Source organism: Bradyrhizobium sp. ERR14 (assembly GCF_014198235.1).
In the GTDB taxonomy this organism is placed as follows: Bacteria; Pseudomonadota; Alphaproteobacteria; order Rhizobiales; family Xanthobacteraceae; genus Bradyrhizobium.
Window position 1 is genome coordinate 779640 of the sequence record NZ_JACIHD010000001.1, and the last position, 21528, is coordinate 801167.

Genomic DNA, 21528 nt, shown 5'->3' on the forward strand with positions numbered 1-21528 from the left:
CTGCTTGGAGTGGAAGGATGTCATGACAGTTTGGGCCACACTCAAGAACGTCGTGGAGCACTGGGCGAGCCGCGAGTTGCGGCGCCCCTATGTCGGTTACGTCGCGTCGAGCGGTGGCAACGCGATGACCGCGGGACAGACCTTCCTGCCCGAAGCGAGCTATTTCGGCGTGCGTATGGTCGAAATGGGCTTGCGCGAGGGCGGCAAGTTTTTCAACTCGTTCCTTCCGCTCGGCGTCGTGCTCACCGAGTTCAGCTTCGGCGACGGGCGTCAGCGCCGACCCACGATCCTGAGCAATGACGAGATCGCCGCTCAGCTGAAGGCCGCCGGTGCCGCTCCGGGGTATGTCGACTTCAAGAATATCTACGCCGTCAGGCGCGCGCCCATGAAGCAGGACAATTTGTCCCTGTTCGTCGGGCTGTTCCGCCTTCCGTTTCACGACGTCGCGCAACAGGTCCTGCAACTGGCGGCCGACCTGACCACACAGACCGGGCTCGCGCCGGGCGTTTCCGACGGGTTGCGCGTGGCTGAAAAGATCTACGACCGGGTCGCGGGCCTGTTCGGACTCAACATCGTCACGCCCTTGTTCTCCTATGCCGACGGCAATGCGCTCGCCCGCAGCGGCTATCTCCTGGTTGCCGGCCCCGACCTGGACGAAGCGGTTGCCAAGCGACTGGTGGTGACCGACGACAGATTGCTGCTGGACGGCCAGCGCGTGTCTGGCCTGGACTATTGCCTTCTGGCCATAGAGTTCACGGCCAGCCTGCTGCCCGAGGGACCTGATACGATCAACCCTCTCACGCAGCTCGGATTTCACCGACACTGGCAGGGTGTTGCAAGCAGCATCATGAAGCGGGAGCTGGAGCATGCAGACGAGCAGATGCTGACTCTGCGCTCCGAGGTGATCACTTCGCCTGAGCTCGCCGAAAACGATCGCCTCGTGGCCATCGGCGCCTACCAGACCAGCTACGATAAGCTTGTGGAGCGCGTGACACCCAAGAATGCTCACCGCGGCTGGGAAGAGGCACTCCTGGCCGACCCCAACGACAAGTCAATCGCCAAACCGGCCGTGACGGAGCTCCTGAAGGGCATGCAGATCCGCCTGCTTACCGGCATCAAGGACGCCCCTGATGATCCGGACAAGCTTTTTGCGTCCGAGGCGTTCGCATTGCGAAAGACAGTCGGCAAGGCCCCGCTGGTCGATACAAACTCCGCCGTCTCGCTGGCGCGCGTGATCGATCGGACCGCGAAAGCAAGGTGATGGCACGAACGCCTGCTTGCACGGCTCTGCCCGGCTGATGCGGCGGCGCTCCGACACGATCGCGTTGGACCATCCGCCCGCATCCGTGACACCCCTCACATCGGTCCGCCCCATGTCGTGACACGATGCCCCGCAGGTTCAGCCAATGGGGCGTGTCATGCGACATCTTTGCAAGGGTATCTTCGCCGCGATCTGGGCCGCCGCCCTGCTCTGCGGACAGGCAAATGCGGCATCGACCAGCTTCGACGGCGCCTGGAACGTGCGGATCTCGTCCTCGAGCGAGACCTGCGGCAACGGCGCCACCGTCGCGATCGGTATCAACAATGGGCAGATCGCATCGACCAGCGCCGCGGTGACGGCATCGGGCCGCGTGGCGGACGCCGGCAGCATCAACGTCACCTTGAGCACCGGCATCAAGCGCGCCGTCGGCTTCGGCCGGCTCAGCGGCACCTCGGGCTCCGGCACCTGGCGCGGCGCGCTGTGCACGGGCACGTGGACGGCGGAACGGATGTAGGTTGCCATGTCCCGGGCGCGGTGCAGCCTAGGCGATGCGAAGCATCGTCCGGTAACGCTGCGCCGCTGATCCGGGACATGTGCGCCTCAGCCCAGCGCCGCGCCGTACTCCGCGTCGGTCACCGGCTCCAGCCAGGTCGAGTAGGTCCCGTCGAGCGCCTCCTGCATGGCGATGTGGCACATGCCGTTGGTCGGCGAAGCGCCGTGCCAGTGCAATTCACCCGGCGGGATCCAGACGGTGTCGCCGGGGCGGATCTCCCTGACAGGACCGCCCTTGGTCTGGACGCGGCCGACGCCGGAGATGACGTAGAGCGTCTGCCCGAGCGGATGGTGATGCCAATTGGTGCGCGCGCCGGGCTCGAAGGCGACGCGCGAGCAGTTCAGCCGTGCCGGCGCGGGCGCCATGATGATGGGGTCTTGCCACACGGTACCGGTGAAGTTTTCCTTGGGCGCGCGGCGGGTCAGCCGCGTGCCGGCAACAGTGATCTCCATGGGGTCCTCGCTTCGTTACTTCTTGCTGGCGGCGTAGCGCGCCTTGGTTTCCGCGTTCATGGGGTAGAGGCCGGGCAGCACCGCGCCGTTGTTCACCTCGTTGACGATCCAGGCCTCCATCCGCTCCTGCTCGACGCCCTCGTTGAGCACGTGCTCGAGCATCGCCTGCGGGATCAGCACGCAGCCGTCCTGGTCGGCGACCACGATGTCGTTCGGAAACACAGCAACCCCGCCGCAGCCGATCGGCTCGCCCCAGCCGACGAAGGTCAGGCCGGCGACCGAAGGCGGCGCGGCATAGCCGTCGCACCACACCGGCAGGTTGGTGCCGAGCACGCCCTCGACGTCACGCACGACGCCGTCGGTGACGAGCGCGGTGACGCCGCGCTTCATCATGCGGGCGCAGAGGATGTCGCCGAAGATGCCGGCATCGGTGATCCCCATGGCATCGACCACGGCGATGCAGCCCTCCGGCATCGCCTCGATCGCGGTGCGGGTCGAGATCGGCGACGACCAGGATTCCGGCGTCGCCAGATCCTCGCGCGCCGGCACGAAGCGCAGCGTGAAGGCCGGCCCCACCAGACGCGGCAGGCCGGGGCGCAGCGGCCGCGCGCCCCGCATCCACACGTTGCGCAGGCCCTTTTTCAGCAGGACCGTGGTGATGGTGGCAGTGGTGATGCCGGCGAGGATCTTGCGGGCTTCGGGGGACAGCGACATGGAAACAGACGAGCTCCGGATGGGCGGGAAAGAACGAGCGCATCTTGCGAGCCGGGCGCTTTGCGTCAAGGGCCAAGAGGCTATCAATAACGCAGGGCCGGTGGGCTGTTATGCGACGCGATAACAAAGCCTTATCGTGGCCTCCTGCATTAATTTATTGGACTTGCGGGCGCATTTACGCGAAGCAGGGGTGAGGCGGAACTCAAGGTCGAGCCCGCTCCCGCAAAAGCCCGATTTCGACAGCTCTTCGACAGCTCAATGGCCGCGACGCTCCCCCCGCCCCGCCTTCTGCCCAGTGGCGACAGCGCCGTCACGGTCGAGTTCAGCCGCACCATCGACGACGATGCCAACCAACGCGTGCTGGCGCTGGACAAGGCGCTCGCAGCAAGCCCGATCGATGGCATCACCGAGACTGTGCCGACCTATCGCTCGCTGCTGGTGCACTACGATCCCGGCAAGATCGGTTTCGATGCGTTGGGCGACCAACTGCTCCCGATCGCTATCCAGCCGCCGCCGCCGGTCACCAAGGCGCGGCGCTGGCGCGTTCCCGTCGCCTATGGCGGCGAGCATGGCATCGACCTCGAGGATGTCGCCAAGGCGCTGAGCACCACGCCTGATGACATCGTCGCCCGGCATGCGGGCGGCGACTACAAGGTCGCCATGATCGGATTCACGCCGGGCTGGTCCTATCTGAGCGGCCTCGACAAATCGCTGCACATGTCGCGGCGGCAAAATCCTCGGCTGCTGACGCCCGCCGGCACGATCTCGATCGGTGGCGTCCAGGCCGGGATCCAGTGCCTCGCCGCCCCGAGCGGCTGGCATCTGCTCGGCCGCACGCCTGTCAGAACCTATCAGCTCCACCGCGATCCAACCTTCCTCACCGAACCCGGTGACCGCGTGACGTTCTTCTCCATCGATCACAAGACCTTCGAGGAGCTGGACCGCGCTGCGGAAGCCGGCGCGATCGTCGCCGAGCAGGTGGACGCATGAGCCGGCTCGTCGTCGCCAGCATCGGCCCGGCAAGCTCCGTGCAGGACGGCGGACGCCACGGCGCACAGCGCTATGGTCTGACGGTCAGCGGCGCCATGGACCGCCTGTCGCTGGCTGCGGCGAACACGCTGGTCGGCAACGAGCCGTTCGCGGCCACTGTAGAGATCGGCCCGTTCGGCGCCGCCTTCACCGCGCGCGATGGCGCCGTGCGTGTTGCAATTTCAGGCGCGCCGCGCAATGCGGACGTCGCCGGAAACCCGGTCGCGATGGACACATCGGTGACGCTGAAGGACGGCGAGATGCTGACGCTGGGCTTTGCCCGCGGCGGCGCGTTCACCTATCTCGCCATCGAAGGCGCCATCAAAGGCGAGATGGTGTTCGGCAGTCTCGCGGTGAATGCCCGCGCCGGCCTCGGCAGCCCCTACCCGCGCCCGCTCCAGGCCGGCGATGAATTCAGTGTCGATGCCGCGAGCGGCGCGGCGGAGCTGCGCATCGAGCTGCCGAAGCCTGCGACAGGTCCGATCCGCGTCGTGCTGGGGCCGCAGGACGACGAGTTCGACGACGCCAACAAGGCGCTGTTCCTGGGCAGCGAGTGGAAGATCTCGGCGACCTCCGACCGCATGGGCTACCGGCTCGAAGGCCCCGCCATCAAGCATCTGCACGGACACAACATCGTCTCCGACGGCACGGTCAACGGCAGCATCCAGGTGCCCGGCAACGGCTCGCCGATCGCGCTGATGATGGACCGCGGCACCTCCGGCGGCTATCCGAAGATCGCAACGGTCATCACCGCCGACGTCGGCCGCCTCGCCCAGACCTCGGCCGGAACCGCGTTCCGCTTCAGGGCTGTGAGCATGGCCGAGGCGCAGGACGAGGCGAGGAAATTTGCGCAACTGATCCGCAACCTGCCCGATCGCCTGCGCTCTGCCGACACCGTCGCGCTCAACATCGAGGCGCTCAGCGATGCCAACGTCGCGGGCTATGCTGTCAGCGCCGTGGACGCCGGGACCTGGCAGGTGACGGCGGAGCCATAAACGACACGACGACCAGAGGCGGAGAGCAACCCATGAAGACGATCGATCTCAATTGCGACCTCGGCGAAGGTTTTGGCGCGTGGGAGATGGGCAACGATCCCGCGATGATCGAGCTCGCAAGCTCGGTCAACGTCGCCTGCGGCTTCCATGCCGGCGACCCCGACATCATGCGCCGGACGGTAGAATTGGCGAAGGCGCGCGGCGTCTCGGTCGGCGCCCATCCCGGATATCGCGACCTGCACGGTTTCGGCCGCCATCCGATCGCGGGCCTGAAGGCGTCCGAGATCGAGAACCTCGTCGCCTACCAGATCGGCGCATTGCAGGCGATCGCGACCGCGGCCGGCCACAAGGTCACGCATGTGAAGGCGCATGGCGCGCTCTCCAACGTCGCCTGCGAGGACGACATGACGGCGAAGGCGATCGCCGCCGGCATCCGGGCGGTCGATCCCAGCCTGATCTTCGTCGTGCTCGCCAATTCCAAGCTGGTGAAGGCCGGCGAAGCCGCCAATCTGCCGATGGTGCACGAGGTGTTCGCCGACCGCGCCTATGAGGACGACGGCAATCTCGTCTCGCGCAAGAAGCCCGGCGCGGTGCTGCACGACGCCAAGGCGATTGCCGACCGCGTGGTGCGCATGGTGCAGGACGGCGCGGTGGTCTCGGTGACGGGCAAGGTCATCAAGATGCGCACCGACACGGTGTGCATTCATGGCGACACGCACGGCGCCGTCGAGATCGCGCGGACCTTGCGTCAGGCGTTGAAGGATGCAGGGATCGAAGTGGCGCCGTTCAAGCGCGGGGCGTGAGGCACATCAGGTGCCGCGGTGCCGTAGGGTGGGCAAAGGCGCATAGCGCCGTGCCCACGACCTCTGCATGATTGACACAGGCGGTGGGCGCGCTTCGCTTGCCCACCCTACGAGACCGAGCAAGACCTTAGAACGGGTGTATCGACAACGTGCCGAACACGATCGCCGCGATCACGGCAAACGCACTGTAGAGCGCGAAATGATGCATGCTCGCCCCGGTCCGACGCGAGAGCGAGCGCGCGTAGAAGTGCAGCCTGGCTTCCGCCGATAGTTCGCGCATGGTCGATCTCCAACGCCCCATTTGCGGGATTATGAGGGATCAACCAGGGCGGGAGGCAAGATACCGGAGGAAATAGCGATGTGCCTCCTTTGAGGAGGCCGCATCGCAGATGTAAATTCTCTCCAGGTACGGGTTCCGAGAATCTTATTCGTTCAAATCCGAGCCGATTGGAACCGGCCCGGATGACTGTAGCCCGACGATCGCCTTAGTACACGTCAGCCTGGAAGCGGCCGGTCTTCTTGAGTTCGGCGACGAAGCTGACAGCTTCGTCGGTCGAACGGGCCCCGAACTGGGCGACGATGTCGACCAGCGCACGCTCGACATCCTTGGCCATGCGCTTGGCATCGCCGCAGATGTAGAGATGCGCGCCTTCGGCGAGCCAGGTCCACACCTCGCGGCCGACCTCGCGCATGCGGTCCTGCACGTAGAACTTCTTCTCGCCGTCGCGCGACCAGGCCAGCGACATGCGCGTCAGCAGACCCGAGGTCTTCATCGCATTGAGCTCCTCCTGGTAGAAGAAGTCGCAATCGCTGCGCTGATGGCCGAAGAACAGCCAGTTCTTGCCCGGCGCGCCGGTCGCCTTGCGATCGAGCAGGAAGGCGCGAAACGGCGCGATGCCGGTGCCGGGACCGATCATGATCACGGGCGTCTTCGGGTCCTGCGGCAGGCCGAAACCGTGCGCCTTCTGCACATAGACCTTGAGATTCTCGCCTTCTGTGATGCGCTCGCCGAGGAAGGTCGAGGCGACACCGAGACGCTTGCGCTTGCCGACGACGTAGCGCACGGAATCGACCGTCAGGGACAGCTTTCCGGGCGTCGCATTGTGCGAGGACGAGATCGAATAGAGCCGCGGCTGCAGCGGCTCGAGCGCCTCGACGAAAGCCTCCGGATGCGGCCGCGTACCCGAAAACTTCTGCAGCGCCGCCATGACGTCGAGCGTGGCGGCATCGCCGTCGGGGTCCTCGCCCTGCGCCAGCGCCCGCGCCTTCTCGCGTTGCGCGCCGCCGGTGATGAAGGAGATCAATTCGAACAGCGTGTCGGGTGCCGGCGACAGCGAGACGTCGTCGATCAGCACCTCGCGCAACGTCTTGCCGTTGACCTTGGTGGTGTGGGAGGCGCCGAGCAGCGCGATGATCTGGTCGACGAGGCCGACCTCGTTGCGCGCGAACACGCCAAAACTGTCGCCCACGACGTAGTCGAGCTTGCTCTCGGAGAGATCGAACTCGACGTGATAGGTTTCCTTCTCGGACTTGCCCTTGTTGAGCAGACGGCGCGAGAGGAATGTCGCGGTTACGGGGTTGTCGCGCGAGCGGCCCGGCTCCGCGATCGTCACGGTCACGGCCGGCGCGGTCACCGCGTCCGTCTTGTCCGCCGCCTTGGCCGCCGGCGCCTTGTCCAGCTCCTCGTACAGCGACTTCAGCATCCGCGCGGTTTCCTTGCCGCCGGGAACACAGAGGTTGAGCCGCGCTTCGCTGCGGCCCGCGATCGCTTCCGAATAATCGTGGCAATTGTAGCCGCACTGGCCGCAATCCTGCTGCGCCATCGCCGCCATCATCTTGCGGCGGACGGGACGGCCCTCCGCAAGCTTCATCCGGTCGGCGATCGGCATGGTCTGGTCGTGCCAGGGCGCCTCGCCGTCGTCACCGTCGCCGGCTGCGCCTTGCATGACGGCGGCGCCCTGCTCCGCCGACAGCGGCGCGGCGACATCGGGCGAGAGCAACCCGGCAAAGAAGCCGTTCAGCCAGGAGCGCTGCGCGTCGGAGAACGGGGCGCTGGCGGGGATGATATCGAGTTTCGGCGGAGGCGTGATCTGGTTCATGCGGACACCTGTGCATCGGCAAGCTTGCGCAGCGTTTCGCCGTCATGGCGGCGCGCAAAGGACAGGAAGGTTTCATCGGGTGACGAGCGATGGGCGATATAGGCCTTGAGCAGTCCTTCGACCGTCTTCGGTGCGTCCTCGGCCTTGAGGTCGTGATAGACCTCCTGCCCGACATCGGCGTCGGGGCCGAACCCGCCACCCGTGAAGAGGTGATAGCCCTCGACCGTGTCGTCCTCGTTCACCGGCACGCGCGCACCGATCAGGCCGATATCGCTGATGTAATGCTGTGCGCATGAATGGTGGCAGCCAGTGACATGGATGTTGACCGGCTTGTCCATGGCGACGCGCGGCTCGCACCAATCACCGATCTCGGCCGCGCTGCGCTTGGTGTTGGACGCCGCGAAACGGCAGCCGGCGTTGCCGGTGCAGGCGATCAGTCCGGCGCGGATGTGCGAAACCTCGACCGCGAGCCCGATCTGCTTGATGGCGGCGACGGCGAGCGCGACGTTCTCGTCGCGCACCCCTGATATCAGCAGGTTCTGCCAGACCGTCAGGCGGATCTCACCGTCGCCGAGGTCGCGCGAGACCTTGGCAAGACCGCGCATCTGATCGCAGCTGAGCTTGCCGAGCGGCAGCGAGACGCCAATCCAGTTGAGGTCGTCCTGCTTCTGCTTGTGCACGCCGACATGCGCCATGCGGTCCGCCGCGGGCCGAGGCGCGAACGCCTCTTCCGGCACGTGCGTGAACGGCGTCTTCAGCCGTTCCTCGACGAGCTTGAGAAAGCCGTCATGGCCCATGGCGTCGAGCACATACTTCAGCCGCGCCTTGTTGCGGTTGGTGCGATCGCCATAGTCGATGAACACCCGCACGATGGCATCGGCGACAGCCGTCGCCTGCTCCGGCTTGACGATGATGCCGGAATATTTCGCAAAGTCCTTGTGGCCGGTGATGCCGCCGAGGCCGAGGCGGAACCAGATTCCGGGCTCGACGCCAAAGCCGTCCTTCACCTCATACGCCGTGAAGGCGATGTCGTTGGTCTCCTCGAGCACCGCGATCCTGCCGGCGCCGTCGAAGGCGACGTTGAACTTGCGCGGCAAGCCGTAGAGCGAGCGATCGTTGAGGATGTGGTAGTGCCATTCGCGCGCATAGGGCCGCGTGTCGATGATCTCCTGCGGATCGATGCCGGCCGTCGGCGTACCCGTGACGTTGCGGATGTTGTCGGCGCCGGAGCCGCGCGAACACAGGCCGAGGTCCTGGATACCCTCGATCAGCTTCACGGCATTCTTCGGCGGAATCTCGCGAAGCTGGAGATTGGCGCGCGTCGTGACGTGGCTGTAGGGACCGCAGAGCTCGTCGGCGAGATCGGCAAGGCCCGACATCTGCCAGTGCTTCATGATGCCGTTCGGAATCCGCAGGCGGCTCATGTAGGAGTCCTGCGTCGGCGCGACATAGAAGATGCCGTAATAGCGCCAGCGGAAATTGTCCGCCGGGCTCGGCGGCGTATTGTCGAGCGCCTGCTGGCGCAGCCGCGGATAAGCATCGAAGGGATGCTCGTCGCGCTTGAACTTCTCCTGGTCGGCGAGCTTCTTGCCCGACGCGATGACCTTGTCCTGCGCCTTGATGTGCACGGCATCGGGACCAACAGGCTCGGCGTTCGGCTTGCCGGCGCCGCCTCCGCCGCCGAGACCGCGACCGACCCGGCTGATCTGCAGACCGGTCGTAAAACCTTCGAGATAGCGTTTCTGCTCGTCGGTAAAGTCGACTGCGAGCGTATCGATTTTCATGGTCGGTAACGAAGCTCCTGCGGCCACCTGGGTGGCATCGACGGACATTGGCGCGACCCGCGAGGAACTGGGCTGGCTCTTAAGAGCCGGCTTCGTTTCCTGACGGTCCGATCAGCTTCGTTGCTGCGGGACTCGGCTCAGCAGGCACCTGTGACAAGCTGGCCGCACTGCAACATTCAAGTTGCGTGCCAGCTTGGCCAAAATCGAAAATATCGCTATTTCAGATGATTAGGCGCCACCCCGGGAATTCCCGGGCGGCGAGCTTTCACGAAATTCGGGCAGCCGGATCAAATTTTAGGCAACGAAACTTACTGCCCAAAAAATACGCAGGCTCGAATCAAGCCTTCCATCGCCCGACCTCGAAGGCCCTAAGATGCCCCTGGATGTCGTCGGGATTGAACACCGGGCCGGCGAATGCCCCGAACGCGGCGGGAGCCTGCTCGGGCGGCCGGCGGCCGAGGGCCGCATCGTAGAGGTCGGGCCTGAAAACGGCCATCGCCGTCTTGACACCCTCCGGACTGAGCGCCGTCTGCCCCCAACGCACCATCTGCGCATAGAGCCAGGCGGCCTGGACCGGATCGGGCCGCCCCGCCTCTTCCCGCCCCACCAGGAGATAGCGGCCGCTTTCGCGGAACGTGCCGTCAGGGGAGATCTTCAGCCGCCCAGTCAGGGTGCGCTGGATCACTTCGGCATCGACGCCGATCCGCTCGGGCTGCGCCAGAATATGCGCCGCCTCAGCCAGGTTCGCGGGCTGCTCGATGAACTCGGCCCCCTTCACCGCCGCGCGCACCAGGCTGGCGACGACGTCCGGATGCGTGTCGGCCCAGACCTGGCGAACCGCCAGCACCTTCTCCGCCGCGCGCACGAGAATGTCGGAGACGAAATGCAGGATGTGACCGATGCCGAGATCGACGGCGATCGAATTCCAGGGCGCACCGACGCAGAACGCATCGACATGGCCGCTCTTGAGGCTGTCGACCATGTAGGGCGGCGGCAGCACCACGAGGCGGACGTCTTCGTCGGGATCGACGCCAGCCGCCGCCATCCAGAACCGCAGCTGATAATTGTGGGTCGAGAACGGGAAGGTCATGCCGAAAGTCAGCGGCTCGGCACCCGCCTTGCGCCGCTTGGCAACCACCTTCGCCAGCGCTTTCGCCGTGGCCATCGGATCGAAACGGTCGCCGTCGATCTCCTCCATCAGCGCGGCATGGAGCGCCGGCGACACCGTAATCGCGTTGCCGTTGATGCCGAGACTGAAGGGCGCGGCGATCGGCACCTTGACGTGACCGAGCCCGAGCGAGGATGCGATCGCCACGGGCGCGAGCAGATGAGCGGCGTCGAACAGGCCGATATTGAGCTTGTCGCGGACGTTGGACCACGACACCTCGCGCACCAGCTCGACCTCGAGCCCTTCGGCGGCGGCAAATCCCTTGTCGACGGCGACGATCAGCGCTGCGGCATCGACCAGCGGGATGAACCCGATGCGGAGGGGAACGGTCATTTCAGCATCTCCGACGCGGTGATGATCGACTGTGCGATCTCGCCGATTTTCTTCTTCTCGCGCATGGCGGTGGAGCGCAGCAGCACGTAGGCCTCGTCCTCGGTGAGGCCCTTCACCTTCATCAGGATGCCCTTGGCGCGTTCGATGATCTTGCGGTCCTCGAGCTGCGACTTGGTGCGCTCGAGCTCCTCCTGGAGCTTGGCAAAGGCGTTGAAGCGGGACACGCAGAGGTCGAGGATCGGCTTGATGCGCTCCTTCTTCAGCCCGTCGACGATGTAAGCGGATACCCCCGCCTCGACCGAGGCCTGGATCGAGGCTGAATCGCTCTGGTCGACGAACATGGCGATCGGCCGCTTCACGGCGCGGCTGACCTGGAACATCGCCTCCAGCACGTCGCGGCTGGGGTTCTCGAGATCGATCAGGATGATATCGGGGTCGACCGCATAAATACGGGCAAGCAGGCTCTGCATCTCGCGGATATGGACCACTTGCGTGAATCCGGCCTCCCGCAATCCTTCCTCCAGGATCGCAGCGCGGATCGGGCTTTCGTCGACGATCACGATTTTGGGCGACTGTTCGGCGCTCATAGCTCACTCACGGCAGGTGATTCATCCATAGCACGCCGGAACGCCCTGCAAAGGGTTGTAATTGTGGGCAATTGGGACTAGCTCAGGCCGGTCAATCAGGCAGATTTGGATATGGATCAGACGGCTGCGCCCAAGGTCAGCTTCGTGTCGCTCGGGTGTCCCAAGGCATTGGTGGATTCCGAGCGCATCATCACGCGCCTGCGCGCCGAGGGCTATGAGCTCGCCCGCAAGCACGATGGCGCCGATATCGTCATCGTCAACACCTGCGGCTTCCTCGACAGCGCCAAGCAGGAATCGCTGTCGGCGATCGGCGAGGCCATGGCCGAGAACGGCAAGGTCATCGTAACGGGTTGCATGGGCGCGGAACCCGAGCAGATCGAGCAGGCCTATCCCGGCGTGCTCTCGATCACCGGTCCGCAGCAATACGAGAGCGTGCTCGACGCCGTGCACCGCGCGCTGCCGCCCGCTCACAATCCGCATTTTAACCTGGTGCCGCCGCAGGGCATCAAGCTGACGCCGCGCCACTACGCCTATTTGAAGATCTCCGAGGGCTGCAACAACCGCTGCACCTTCTGCATCATTCCGAAGCTGCGCGGCGACCTCGTCTCGCGTCCGGCCAATGACGTGCTGCGCGAGGCCGAACGCCTGGTCGGCGCCGGCGTCAAGGAGCTCTTGGTGATCTCGCAGGACACCTCGGCCTATGGCGTCGATCTCAAATATGCCGAGAGCCCGTGGAAGGACCGCCAGGTCCGCGCCAAATTCCTCGACCTCGCGCGCGAGCTCGGCGAGCTCGGCGCATGGGTCCGGCTGCAATATGTCTACCCCTACCCGCATGTCGACGAGGTCATCGCGCTGATGAACGAGGGCAAAGTGCTGCCCTATCTCGACATCCCGTTCCAGCATGCGAGCCCAGAGGTGCTGAAGGCGATGAAGCGCCCGGCGGCACAGGACAAGACGCTGGCGCGGATCAAGCGCTGGCGCGAGGAATCTCCTGATCTTGCCTTGCGCTCGACCTTCATCGTCGGCTTCCCCGGTGAGACCGACGCCGATTTTGCCTATCTGCTCGACTGGCTCGATGAAGCCGAGATCGATCGGCTCGGCTGCTTCAAATACGAGCCGGTTGCCGGCGCGACGTCGAACGCGATCGAGAACCCGGTGCCGGAAGAGGTCAAGCAGGAGCGCTACAACGCGCTGATGGCCCGGCAGCAGAAGATCTCCGCGCGCAGGCTGAAGCGCAAGGTCGGCACCCGCCAGCAGATCATCATCGACGAGGTCGGCCCGACGGTGGCCAAGGGCCGCTCCAAGGCCGATGCTCCGGAGATCGACGGCGCGGTGTATCTGACGAGCCGCCGCCCCTTGCGCGTCGGCGAGATCGTCACCGCGAAGATCGAGCGCGCCGACCAATACGATTTGCACGGCAGCGTCTCGGGGTTCTGAGACTGCAAGACGCCGCCAGCCATTGCGGTCCCCAGCGTTCGCAGGCGAGACCGGCGCGCGCCTCGCCATTCCACCAGCCCGCGTTCAGGCTGCGTGCGCTGAACTATGGCGATGCACGATACACCGCGCCGATGTTCGTCATGTCGCGTCTCCCGACGCCTGCCGTCCGTCATGCGCGGAAAACACCTCCTTGGCTGCGAACAGCCCGTTCACTGCCGCCGGGAAGCCCGCATAGACGGCCATCTGCATGATGATCTCCACGATCTCGTCGCGAGAAAGCCCGACGTTCAGCCCCGCCTCGATATGCACTTTGAGCTGAGGCGCGGCATTTCCGAGCGCCGTCAGCGCGGCGATCGTCGCGATCTCTCGATCGCGCAGGCCGAGATCCGGGCGGCAGTAAATGTCGCCGAAGGGAAACTCGATCACGTACCGTGCGAAATCCGGAGCGATGTCGGCGAGTGAGGCGACGACCTTTTCGCCGGCCTTGCCGTCAATGCGTGACAGGGCCCGCTGGCCGCGATCGAAGCGGCTTTCGGCGTGTGTTTGGGCGTGCGTCATTTTCCTTCGTCCTCTGTTCGTCGCCGGCGTAGCCGGCAATCTTGGTATCAAGGACGAGCAGGCATTCCTGGAGTTCAGCAATCTGCGTGCGAACCTGTTCGCGATGGATTTCCAGCATCTGCCGCCGGGCTGGCCCGGTGGCGTCGCCGTCATCACGAAGCGCCGCGTAACGCAACATGTCCCGGATTGGCATTCCGGTGGTCTTGAGCCGACCGAGGAATTCGATCCATGTGAGGATTGATGCGTCAAAATCACGTTGACCGGAGCGATCCCGGTCAGCGTATGGAAGCAGCCCGATGCGCTCATAGTAGCGCAGCGTGTGAGTCGACAAGCCGGTTCGTCTTGCAAGGTCGCCGATCTTCATGTGTGCCCGTTCTCGTACTGACGCACGTACAGATACCCCTTCGAGCGCGCTCTAAGTCAAGAGGGATCGAAGGTGCCGTCCCCGCGAGGTCAAGCAAGGGCTAGAACGCACTGATGGCGCGACAGCGGAAGGTCTCGGCGCGCCCGGCTGCACGGCAGCCCCGCGGAATTCCGAAGGTTCAGGAGGTCGCCAGCCATTTCGGCACCCAGCGCTCAGGTCGGGGTGCGCGGGCGAGGTCGGCTTTCGCCTCGGAGAGCACCGCCGGCTCGCCGTCGATGGTCGGGCGTAGATCGTATTCGAAATTCGGCATGACGCGGCCGTCGGCATAGAGCCCAAAATTCATCGCGTACCACAGGCCAAGCTCGGGCTGGGCGCGGCGCATCTCCTCGCGCAGGTCGCGCAGCAGCGATTCGATCGAGGCGGCTTCCTCGAACGGCTGTGGTCCGTGCGAGAGCACGCGCGCCTCGTATTGCTTGCCGACGATCGCGATCTCGAATCTCGTCCGGTCCCAGGGCTTCTTGCCCTTGGGCAGATGGGCGGCCAGCCGCCAGCCGAGCTCGGCCATCAGGCGGTGATTGGCCCAGTAATCTTCGCGATCCCGGCTCCATTTTTCCATGAAGCCGCGGAAGTCAGGCAGTTCCGACGAATTGTCGTCGGGCGTCGCCGGCTCGCCGAGCGGCCGTCCGGCCAGCCATTGCGCGAGCTCGACCGTCTGCGGCTCGACCTCGTCATGCGGCTTGAGATCGCTCCAGGCATTGTCGAATTGTTGCGACGTCAGTTTGGCGAGCAGGCCGTCGAGGCTCGGCGCCAGCAGCTCGTAGTCGCCCTCCGAGCCCAGTCCCACGATCGGCGGATTGTCGCGGTCGAGACCGGCGCCGTACCAGCCGCCGACGGCCGAGCCGTCCGGCAGCCGCATGAACAGCGAAAACCTGTCCCGCAAGGGGCTGCCGTCGGTGATCGGCGCGTGATCCGAGAACTGGCCCTGCAGCGAGAAGCAGCCGACGCTGCCCCAGGGTCGCCCCTTGAGCCAGGTGGCAAAGTCGACCAGCAGCGGCGGCGCTTCGATACCCGGCGGAAATGCGCCGCGAATGCTGTCGAGGTCGATGGGATAAGGCGTATCGGACAAGGCTGAAAACTGTCTGGTTGGTCCCGTCCCTCTTGGTCTCGCCCGAATTGCGTCCGGTTCGAACCAAGTCGCGTCCTTCGATCACAAACGCGCTAGAGGCGCAATGGTTTCGATGCGGTACGCAAATGGAATACGACGAAACATCAGGAATTTGGTTCAAGCTGGCGACCATTGGCATGGCGATGGCCCTGCTCGCGCTGTCCACCCCCGCTACGGCGCGATCCCCCTCAGCCGCACAGCTGCGCCAATGGTGTTACGAGGACGACGACGCGGGCCACGAGGAACGGCGCATCGAGGGCTGCTCGGCCGTGCTCAAGGCCAATCCCAACGATGTGCATGCGCTCGCCAATCGCGGCGAGATGCTTCGGCGCAAGGGCGACGCCGCGCGTGCGCTGGTGGACTTCAACCGTGCGATCGAGCTCAATCCTGGGCATTCCGACCTCTGGTACAACAGGGGAATTGCCCATGACGATCTCGGCGAGAAAGATCACGCCATTGCCGACTACACGCGTGCCATCCGGCTGAACGCCCGCGACCCGCTCTACTACAACAACCGGGGCAACTCCCACATTCACAACAAGGCGTACGAGCGCGCGATGGCCGACTACGATCAGGCCATCAAGCTCGATCCGAATTTCGCGCTCGCCTATTTCAATCGCGGCACCGCCTTCAGCAACCACGGCGACGACGCGAGCGCCCTTGCGGACTTCGATGTGTCGATCAAGCTCAACCCGAATTACGGGCCGGCCTACGGCAACCGCGCCCGCGTCTATCGCGACCGCGGCGACCGTCCCCGAGCGCTGGCCGATTTCGCCAGATCGATCGATCTCAGTCCGAACAACGACCGCGACTTCTATGCGCGCGCGAACATGTATTTCGATACGCACGACTACACGCTGGCGCTCGACGATTACGACCGCTCCATCAGAGCGAATGCGAGCCGTGCGGACGTGTTCAATTCGCGATGCTTCACCCGCGCGATCGTCGGCCGCCTGCAGGAGGCGCTGGCCGATTGCGAGCAGTCGCTGAAGATGGCTCCCAACGATGCCGACACGCTGGACAGCCGCGCCCTCGCCCATCTCAAGCTCGGCAACCTCGACGCGGCGATTGCCGATTACGATGCCGCGCTGAGCATCAAGCCGGGGCTCGACGGCTCGCTCTACGGCCGCGGATTGGCGAAGCGCAAGAAGGGTGACGGTGAAGGCGCCGAGCGCGACATCGCGGCCGCAAAGGCAATCAATGCCGGCATCGCCGATGTATTCTCGCATTACGGCGTCGAGTAACCGTCACGCAGGCGTGTGACACTATAGTGCATTCACGCAGAGGTCACGGACTCGTCCTAGTTCTGCCGCGCCTTTTAACGCGAGCGAGGAATGCGAATGAGCCGTCTCTCGAACATGCTGCGCAGGCAGCGCTTCGACGATTACCGCTTGTACCACCAGAGCACCATCAACCAGACCCTGCATCTCGTCAGCGCCGTGATCTTTCTCGGCTGCTACGCCTTGCTGTTCAAGGACGCAGCGCTCGCGGGCATCGTCGGCTGGCTTGCGATGCTGACGCGGCAGACCGGGCATTTCTTCTTCGAGCCGAACGGCTATGATACCGTCAACGACGTCAGCAACGACTACAAGGAAGCGGTCAAGGTCGGCTACAACCAGACCCGCAAGATCATCCTGCTGCTGGTGTGGGGCAGCGCGCCGGTTGCGCTGTATGCGTTCCCTTCCCTGTTCGGGCTGTTCGATCCGCCCGCCACGCGTCTCGATTTCGTCCATCACGTCGGCATGCTCTGGCTCGCGATCGGCGTCAGTGGCGGTCTTGCCCGCATGCTCCAGCTCTTCGCCACGCGTGACGTCACGACCGGCCTCGTCTGGGTGTTCAAGGTGCTGACCGACCCCTTCCACAACATCGCTCTGTACTGGAATTCGCCGCTCAAGCTGCTGCGCGGTGAGCTGATCGACACCGCGATCGCGGACGCGGATTGGGGCGATGAAGAGGCCGTGGAGGCCGCGCACCCGACGTGACGATGCACGCTCGGCGAGCATCCTGCAAAAAGCCTGCTTGACAAGCCCTGCTATTCGGCTGTACGGACGCGCCCCATGATCAACGCCCGGACCAACCTGCGCACCGAAATGCTCCGTCGTCGCTCCCGCGACGATGAGAGGGTGCGCCATGTCCGACGACGCCGCTGAACCACTGAATTCAGCTGAAGTTTTCGAGAAGGCCGCACCCGCAAGGTGCGGCCTTTCTGCTTTTTGCGCCCGTTTTCCACCCGCCTCCAGAGGAGTTCGACATGACCACGCATCCGTATGACGCGCTGATGGACATCACCGCACGGCCCAAGGCCGTGTTCGTCCGCGGCGCGGGCTCCTACCTCTGGGACGACGGCCGCAAGCGCTATCTCGATTTCGTGCAGGGCTGGGCCGTGAACTGCCTCGGCCACTCCCCGGCCGCGGTTGCCGACGCGCTTTCCGCACAGGCCAGGCGGCTGCTGACGCCGAGCCCGGCGTTCTACAACGAGCCGAGCCTCAAGCTGGCGCAAGCGCTGGTCGCGAACAGCGCCTTCGACCAGGTGTTCTTTGCCAATTCCGGCGCGGAAGCCAACGAGGGCGCGATCAAGCTCGCGCGCAAATATGGCAGCCTGCACAAAGGCGGCGCGTTCGAGATCATCAGCTTCGAAGGCGGCTTTCACGGCCGAACGCTGGCGACGATGTCGGCCTCGGGCAAGAAGGCGTTCGAGCCGCTGTTCGAGCCGAAAGTATCAGGCTTCAAGAAGGCGAAGCTGAACGACATCGCCTCGGTCGAGAAGCTGATCAACGACAACACCGTCGCGGTGATGCTCGAGCCGATCCAGGGTGAATCAGGCGTCTGGCCCGCGACCGATGCGTTCCTGCAGCAGCTGCGCGCGCTGACCGATGCGCACGGCCTGCTGCTCATTTTCGACGAGATCCAGACCGGCATGGGCCGGACCGGAAAACTCTTCCACTACGAGCACACCGGCATCGCGCCCGACATCATGACGCTCGGCAAGGGTATCGGCGGCGGCGTGCCGCTCGCTGCCCTGCTCGCAACCGAACGCGCCTCGTGCTTCGAGCACGGCGACCAGGGCGGCACGTTCAACGGCAACCCGATCATGTGCGCGGCGGGGCTCGCCGTGCTCGAGGAGGTCAGCAAGCCCGACTTCCTGAAGCAGGTCGCCGAGACTGGCCTCTTGCTCGAGAGCGAGCTGCAGAAGGTCTCGGCCCGGCACGGCCTCGGCGGTGTGCGGGGACGCGGGCTGCTGCTCGCGCTCGACCTCAAGCTGCCGATCGCGCCCGGCATCGTCGCGCAGGCGTTCGAGGAAGGCGTGCTCCTCAACGCGCCGCAGCTCGACACGCTGCGCTTCATGCCAGCGCTGAACGTCGCGAAGGCAGAGATCGCCGAGATGATCGATTGTCTCGATGGGATCTTGACCAAGGCCGGCGCGGCACGGCGCGTGGCGTAGCAAATGTCTCGTTCTCCTGGAGGCAGTGCCGTAGGGTGGGCAAAGCGAAGCGTGCCCACCACTCAGAAAGGGTGGGCACGGCGCTTCGCACCTTTGCCCACCCTACGAGAGCAGCATCCGCGGAGACAGTTCTGATTTTCTCGCTTCGCCCGCAATGACGGGAACCTACGGCTTCAAAATCGAAGCCCCCGTGGTCTTGCGGCTTTCGAGATCGATATGCGCCTTCGCGGCATCCTTCAGCGCGTAGGCGTGGTTGATCGGCACGTGCAGCTTGCCGTTGATCACGGCGGCGAACAGCGTGTCGGCGCCTTCGAGCAGCTCCTTGCGCGTGCCGACGTAATCGTTGAGCTTCGGCCGCGTCGCAAACAGCGAGCCGTGATTGTTGAGCTCGGCGATCGCGAACGGCGGCACCGGGCCGGAGGCGTTGCCGAAGGAGACGAACATGCCGCGCGGCTTCAGGCACGACAGCGAGCCCGGAAAGGTCGCCTTGCCGACGCCGTCATAGACGACGTCGCAGCCCTCGTTGCGGCTGATCTGCTTGACGCGCGCGACGAAGTCTTCCTCGTTGTAGAGGATGACGTGATCGCAGCCATTGGCCTCGGCGAGCTCGGCCTTTTCGCGCGAGCCGACCGTGCCGATGACGTGGGCCCCGAGCGCCCTCGCCCATTGGCAGGCCAAGAGGCCGATGCCGCCGGCGGCGGCATGAACCAGCACGCGGTGATGCGGCTCGACCTTGAAGGTCTTGTGCAGGAGATACCACACCGTCAGCCCCTTGAGCATCAGCACGGCGCCCTGCTCGTGGGTGATGTGATCGGGCAGCTTGACCAGCTTCTCCCAGGGAATGTTGCGCTCGCCGGTATAGGCTCCGAGATTGTGGTAGTAGGCAACGCGATCGCCCGGATGGAAATGCGTCACGCCGGGCCCGACGGCGATGACCTCGCCCGAGGCCTCGTTGCCGGCAATGAAGGGCAGCCCCGGCGCCTTGTAGAGACCGGTACGGTAATAGACGTCGATGAAGTTCAGGCCGACCGCATGCTGACGGATGCGCACCTCGCCGGGGCCGGGCGCCGGGACATCGACGCTCTCATAGACCAGGGCTTCTGGGCCCCCGACCTTGTGCACACGGACCGCTTTGGTCATCACCTGACCTCCTCTTCTCAAAGGCCAGCGAAAGACATCGCGCCCGCCTTGTCAACTCGATGTAGCTGGAACGCCTAAACCGACGGCGTGCTGGTCTTCCTGCGATTGCGCTTGGCCAGCACGTTGAAGAATTCGACGGCCGCCGAGAACGCAATTGCAAAATAGATGTAGCCCCGCGGAATATGGAATTGGAATCCGTCCGCGACCAGCGCAACGCCGATCAGCACGAGGAACGCCAGCGCCAGCATTTTCGTGGTCGGATGCTCCGCGACGAAGCGCGACACCGGGCCCGACGAAATGTACATGATCAGGCAGGCGATCACGACCGCCGCGATCATGATCTCGACGTCCTGGGCCATGCCGATCGCGGTGATGATCGAATCCAGCGAGAACACGATGTCGATGACGATGATCTGGATGATCACCCAGAAGAAGGCGCTACCGCCGGATTTCTGATCGCCCTCGCCGTCATCGGCCTCGACCTCGGCGTGGATCTCGTGCGTCGCCTTCGCGATCAGGAACAGGCCGCCGCCGATCAGGATGAGGTCGCGCCAGGAGAAGTCCGAGCCCTTGAATGAAAAGACCGGCGCGGTCAGGCCGATCAGCCAGACCAGGACGCTGAGCAGCATGATGCGGAAGACCAGCGCGAGAGCGAGCCCGATCTTGCGGGCGCGATCGGCCTGTTGCTGGGGGATGCGCGAGACGATCACCGACAGGAAGATGACGTTGTCGATGCCGAGCACGATCTCGAGCGCAGTCAGGGTGAGCAGCGCGGCCCAGGCTTCGGGGCTGGTCAACAGATGCATCATGCGAAGGATCTTACCAGTCGTATCAACGCATCGCTGAAGCTGATCCAGAGCGCGATCGCGCAGAGCGCGACGGTGACGCCGGCGCCGACGCGGAAATCCATCTCCAGCACGTAGAGGGCGAGCAGCGCCCAGATCGCGATCAGCGACATCGTCAGCCAGCGCAGCCGCACGACGCGGACCGGATGCAGCACGTGGAACGGCACGAAGGTCAGCACGACGAGCGCGGCCACCAGCAGCGTCGACCACAGCGGCGGCCAGTGCAGCAGGAACAGATAGAACGCCGCCGCATTCCACAGCGCCGGGAAGCCGCGGAAATGATTGTCGTCCGCCTTCATGCGCAGATCGGCGAAATATAGTGCGCTGGTGACGATGATGGCGACGCCGAGCAAGGGCGCCGCGACCGGCAGCAGCAGGCCGCTGGCGACGATCGCGTAGGCCGGCACGAAGACATAGGTGACGAAGTCGACCACGAGATCGAGCACGTCGCCCGACCAGTTCGGCTGCACGTTCTTGACGTCGAGCCGGCGCGCGATCGGCCCGTCGACCGCGTCGATGATCAGGGCGACGCCCAGCCATTGAAACATCGCCGCCCAGTGCTCGCGCACGGCCTCCAGCATCGCCAATAGCGCGATCGCCGCGCCGAACGCGGTGAAGATGTGCACCGAAAAGGCCGCGGCGCGGATCGCCGGTTTCGGCTTCAGGGAATCCTGCTGGGTATCCATGGCTTCTGCTATCAGAATGAGGCCGGTTTGCACATCCGCCATTGCGGCGCCCGGTCGCACAATCAGTCAGAAAATCAGGCGGAATCAGCGGGCTTGAATTTGCCGCCGGGCGT

At 64.8% G+C, this 21528-nt stretch carries 22 protein-coding genes; 9 read left to right on the forward strand and 13 right to left on the reverse strand.

Translation table 11 applies throughout. From position 1 onward, the window contains the following. Positions 1-4: 4 nt before the first annotated feature. Both GGD62_RS03860 and GGD62_RS03865 read left to right on the forward strand, forming a co-directional pair. Positions 5-1261: a hypothetical protein gene (locus GGD62_RS03860; protein ID WP_183707142.1), complete on the forward strand. Its 1257-nt coding sequence runs from the start codon at positions 5-7 to the stop codon at positions 1259-1261. Between the two features lie 157 nt (positions 1262-1418). Further along, positions 1419-1775, forward strand: coding sequence for a hypothetical protein (locus tag GGD62_RS03865; protein ID WP_092258046.1), 357 nt, complete (start codon positions 1419-1421; stop codon positions 1773-1775). Between the two features lie 86 nt (positions 1776-1861). Here the strand turns inward: GGD62_RS03865 and GGD62_RS03870 are convergent, their stop codons facing one another. Both GGD62_RS03870 and GGD62_RS03875 read right to left on the reverse strand, forming a co-directional pair. Continuing rightward, a complete protein-coding gene (locus GGD62_RS03870; protein WP_018317994.1) occupies positions 1862-2266 on the reverse strand; it encodes a cupin domain-containing protein in 405 nt (134 codons plus the stop codon). Positions 2267-2281: 15 nt separating this feature from the next. Continuing rightward, the gene (locus tag GGD62_RS03875) at positions 2282-2980 is read right to left on the reverse strand and encodes a ribonuclease activity regulator RraA (protein WP_018317993.1); all 699 of its coding nucleotides are present in this window, start codon (positions 2978-2980) and stop codon (positions 2282-2284) included. A gap of 258 nt (positions 2981-3238) precedes the next feature. On the opposite strand from GGD62_RS03875, the gene pxpB reads away from it, so the two are divergent. From pxpB to GGD62_RS03890, 3 genes are read left to right on the forward strand one after another with little or no spacing between them, the layout of a single operon-like run. After that, entirely contained in the window at positions 3239-3970 is a 732-nt protein-coding gene (gene pxpB / locus GGD62_RS03880) for a 5-oxoprolinase subunit PxpB (protein ID WP_183707148.1), read from the forward strand. Then, complete coding sequence (locus GGD62_RS03885; RefSeq protein ID WP_183707149.1) at positions 3967-5004, forward strand: biotin-dependent carboxyltransferase family protein; 1038 nt, start codon at positions 3967-3969, stop codon at positions 5002-5004. The genes pxpB and GGD62_RS03885 overlap by 4 nt, the downstream gene beginning before the upstream one ends. A gap of 32 nt (positions 5005-5036) precedes the next feature. Further along, positions 5037-5807 (forward strand): LamB/YcsF family protein, encoded by a 771-nt coding sequence (locus tag GGD62_RS03890; protein ID WP_018317990.1) that lies wholly within the window; start codon positions 5037-5039, stop codon positions 5805-5807. 127 nt (positions 5808-5934) lie between these two features. Here GGD62_RS03890 and GGD62_RS03895 read toward each other — a convergent pair whose 3' ends face one another. The 5 genes from GGD62_RS03895 to GGD62_RS03915 all read right to left on the reverse strand — a co-directional run bounded on the left by GGD62_RS03895 (position 5935) and on the right by GGD62_RS03915 (position 11778). Next, positions 5935-6087 (reverse strand): hypothetical protein, encoded by a 153-nt coding sequence (locus GGD62_RS03895; protein ID WP_165637618.1) that lies wholly within the window; start codon positions 6085-6087, stop codon positions 5935-5937. Positions 6088-6292: 205 nt separating this feature from the next. Further along, on the reverse strand, positions 6293-7906 hold the full coding sequence (locus GGD62_RS03900; RefSeq protein WP_183234311.1) for a sulfite reductase subunit alpha: 1614 nt from the start codon (positions 7904-7906) through the stop codon (positions 6293-6295). Then, a complete protein-coding gene (locus tag GGD62_RS03905) occupies positions 7903-9690 on the reverse strand; it encodes a NirA family protein (RefSeq protein WP_183707150.1) in 1788 nt (595 codons plus the stop codon). Before GGD62_RS03905 ends, GGD62_RS03900 begins: the two co-directional genes overlap by 4 nt. A gap of 337 nt (positions 9691-10027) precedes the next feature. After that, positions 10028-11191 carry a CmpA/NrtA family ABC transporter substrate-binding protein gene (locus tag GGD62_RS03910; protein WP_092258031.1) on the reverse strand — a complete coding sequence of 388 codons (1164 nt, stop codon included), beginning with the start codon at positions 11189-11191 and terminating at the stop codon, positions 10028-10030. After that, positions 11188-11778 carry an ANTAR domain-containing response regulator gene (locus tag GGD62_RS03915; protein WP_008564898.1) on the reverse strand — a complete coding sequence of 197 codons (591 nt, stop codon included), beginning with the start codon at positions 11776-11778 and terminating at the stop codon, positions 11188-11190. The genes GGD62_RS03910 and GGD62_RS03915 overlap by 4 nt, the downstream gene beginning before the upstream one ends. A 111-nt stretch (positions 11779-11889) precedes the next feature. Here GGD62_RS03915 and rimO point away from each other — a divergent pair, with 111 nt between their 5' ends. Further along, on the forward strand, positions 11890-13215 hold the full coding sequence (rimO, locus tag GGD62_RS03920) for a 30S ribosomal protein S12 methylthiotransferase RimO (protein ID WP_183707151.1): 1326 nt from the start codon (positions 11890-11892) through the stop codon (positions 13213-13215). 138 nt (positions 13216-13353) lie between these two features. On the opposite strand, the gene GGD62_RS03925 is transcribed toward rimO, so the two are convergent. The 3 genes from GGD62_RS03925 to GGD62_RS03935 form a co-directional block, all read right to left on the reverse strand. Beyond that, positions 13354-13773, reverse strand: a complete 420-nt coding sequence (locus GGD62_RS03925; protein WP_183707153.1) for a carboxymuconolactone decarboxylase family protein — start codon at positions 13771-13773, stop codon at positions 13354-13356. Beyond that, entirely contained in the window at positions 13706-14137 is a 432-nt protein-coding gene (locus GGD62_RS03930; RefSeq protein WP_091963536.1) for a MerR family transcriptional regulator, read from the reverse strand. The genes GGD62_RS03925 and GGD62_RS03930 overlap by 68 nt, the downstream gene beginning before the upstream one ends. A 178-nt stretch (positions 14138-14315) precedes the next feature. Beyond that, positions 14316-15263 (reverse strand): hypothetical protein, encoded by a 948-nt coding sequence (locus GGD62_RS03935; protein ID WP_183707155.1) that lies wholly within the window; start codon positions 15261-15263, stop codon positions 14316-14318. Positions 15264-15388: 125 nt separating this feature from the next. Between GGD62_RS03935 and GGD62_RS03940 the strand changes: the two genes are divergently transcribed. The 3 genes from GGD62_RS03940 (at position 15389) to GGD62_RS03950 (ending at position 18744) form a co-directional block, all read left to right on the forward strand. Then, positions 15389-16546 carry a tetratricopeptide repeat protein gene (locus tag GGD62_RS03940; protein ID WP_183707157.1) on the forward strand — a complete coding sequence of 386 codons (1158 nt, stop codon included), beginning with the start codon at positions 15389-15391 and terminating at the stop codon, positions 16544-16546. A gap of 96 nt (positions 16547-16642) precedes the next feature. Next, on the forward strand, positions 16643-17284 hold the full coding sequence (locus GGD62_RS03945) for a hypothetical protein (protein WP_183707158.1): 642 nt from the start codon (positions 16643-16645) through the stop codon (positions 17282-17284). Positions 17285-17553: 269 nt separating this feature from the next. Continuing rightward, positions 17554-18744 (forward strand): acetylornithine transaminase, encoded by a 1191-nt coding sequence (locus tag GGD62_RS03950; protein ID WP_183707160.1) that lies wholly within the window; start codon positions 17554-17556, stop codon positions 18742-18744. 165 nt (positions 18745-18909) lie between these two features. Here the strand turns inward: GGD62_RS03950 and GGD62_RS03955 are convergent, their stop codons facing one another. From GGD62_RS03955 to pcsA, 3 genes are all read right to left on the reverse strand, one after another. Next, positions 18910-19884, reverse strand: a complete 975-nt coding sequence (locus GGD62_RS03955) for a quinone oxidoreductase (protein ID WP_018317978.1) — start codon at positions 19882-19884, stop codon at positions 18910-18912. A gap of 74 nt (positions 19885-19958) precedes the next feature. Further along, positions 19959-20693, reverse strand: a complete 735-nt coding sequence (locus GGD62_RS03960; RefSeq protein WP_018317977.1) for a TerC family protein — start codon at positions 20691-20693, stop codon at positions 19959-19961. Beyond that, entirely contained in the window at positions 20690-21457 is a 768-nt protein-coding gene (gene pcsA / locus GGD62_RS03965; protein ID WP_026201945.1) for a phosphatidylcholine synthase, read from the reverse strand. The genes GGD62_RS03960 and pcsA overlap by 4 nt, the downstream gene beginning before the upstream one ends. Positions 21458-21528 lie beyond the last annotated feature (71 nt).

Bases quoted from the DNA above. Each gene is read 5' to 3' on its own strand.
- GGD62_RS03865 (WP_092258046.1), top strand. From the start codon at position 1,419: ATGCGACATCTTTGCAAGGGTATCTTCGCCGCGATCTGGGCCGCCGCC.
- GGD62_RS03870 (WP_018317994.1), bottom strand. From the start codon at position 2,266: ATGGAGATCACTGTTGCCGGCACGCGGCTGACCCGCCGCGCGCCCAAG.
- GGD62_RS03875 (WP_018317993.1), bottom strand. From the start codon at position 2,980: ATGTCGCTGTCCCCCGAAGCCCGCAAGATCCTCGCCGGCATCACCACT.
- pxpB (WP_183707148.1), top strand. From the start codon at position 3,239: ATGGCCGCGACGCTCCCCCCGCCCCGCCTTCTGCCCAGTGGCGACAGC.
- GGD62_RS03885 (WP_183707149.1), top strand. From the start codon at position 3,967: ATGAGCCGGCTCGTCGTCGCCAGCATCGGCCCGGCAAGCTCCGTGCAG.
- GGD62_RS03890 (WP_018317990.1), top strand. From the start codon at position 5,037: ATGAAGACGATCGATCTCAATTGCGACCTCGGCGAAGGTTTTGGCGCG.
- GGD62_RS03895 (WP_165637618.1), bottom strand. From the start codon at position 6,087: ATGCGCGAACTATCGGCGGAAGCCAGGCTGCACTTCTACGCGCGCTCG.
- GGD62_RS03900 (WP_183234311.1), bottom strand. From the start codon at position 7,906: ATGAACCAGATCACGCCTCCGCCGAAACTCGATATCATCCCCGCCAGC.
- GGD62_RS03905 (WP_183707150.1), bottom strand. From the start codon at position 9,690: ATGAAAATCGATACGCTCGCAGTCGACTTTACCGACGAGCAGAAACGC.
- GGD62_RS03910 (WP_092258031.1), bottom strand. From the start codon at position 11,191: ATGACCGTTCCCCTCCGCATCGGGTTCATCCCGCTGGTCGATGCCGCA.
- GGD62_RS03915 (WP_008564898.1), bottom strand. From the start codon at position 11,778: ATGAGCGCCGAACAGTCGCCCAAAATCGTGATCGTCGACGAAAGCCCG.
- rimO (WP_183707151.1), top strand. From the start codon at position 11,890: ATGGATCAGACGGCTGCGCCCAAGGTCAGCTTCGTGTCGCTCGGGTGT.
- GGD62_RS03925 (WP_183707153.1), bottom strand. From the start codon at position 13,773: ATGACGCACGCCCAAACACACGCCGAAAGCCGCTTCGATCGCGGCCAG.
- GGD62_RS03930 (WP_091963536.1), bottom strand. From the start codon at position 14,137: ATGAAGATCGGCGACCTTGCAAGACGAACCGGCTTGTCGACTCACACG.
- GGD62_RS03940 (WP_183707157.1), top strand. From the start codon at position 15,389: ATGGAATACGACGAAACATCAGGAATTTGGTTCAAGCTGGCGACCATT.
- GGD62_RS03945 (WP_183707158.1), top strand. From the start codon at position 16,643: ATGAGCCGTCTCTCGAACATGCTGCGCAGGCAGCGCTTCGACGATTAC.
- GGD62_RS03950 (WP_183707160.1), top strand. From the start codon at position 17,554: ATGACCACGCATCCGTATGACGCGCTGATGGACATCACCGCACGGCCC.
- GGD62_RS03955 (WP_018317978.1), bottom strand. From the start codon at position 19,884: ATGACCAAAGCGGTCCGTGTGCACAAGGTCGGGGGCCCAGAAGCCCTG.
- GGD62_RS03960 (WP_018317977.1), bottom strand. From the start codon at position 20,693: ATGATGCATCTGTTGACCAGCCCCGAAGCCTGGGCCGCGCTGCTCACC.
- pcsA (WP_026201945.1), bottom strand. From the start codon at position 21,457: ATGGCGGATGTGCAAACCGGCCTCATTCTGATAGCAGAAGCCATGGAT.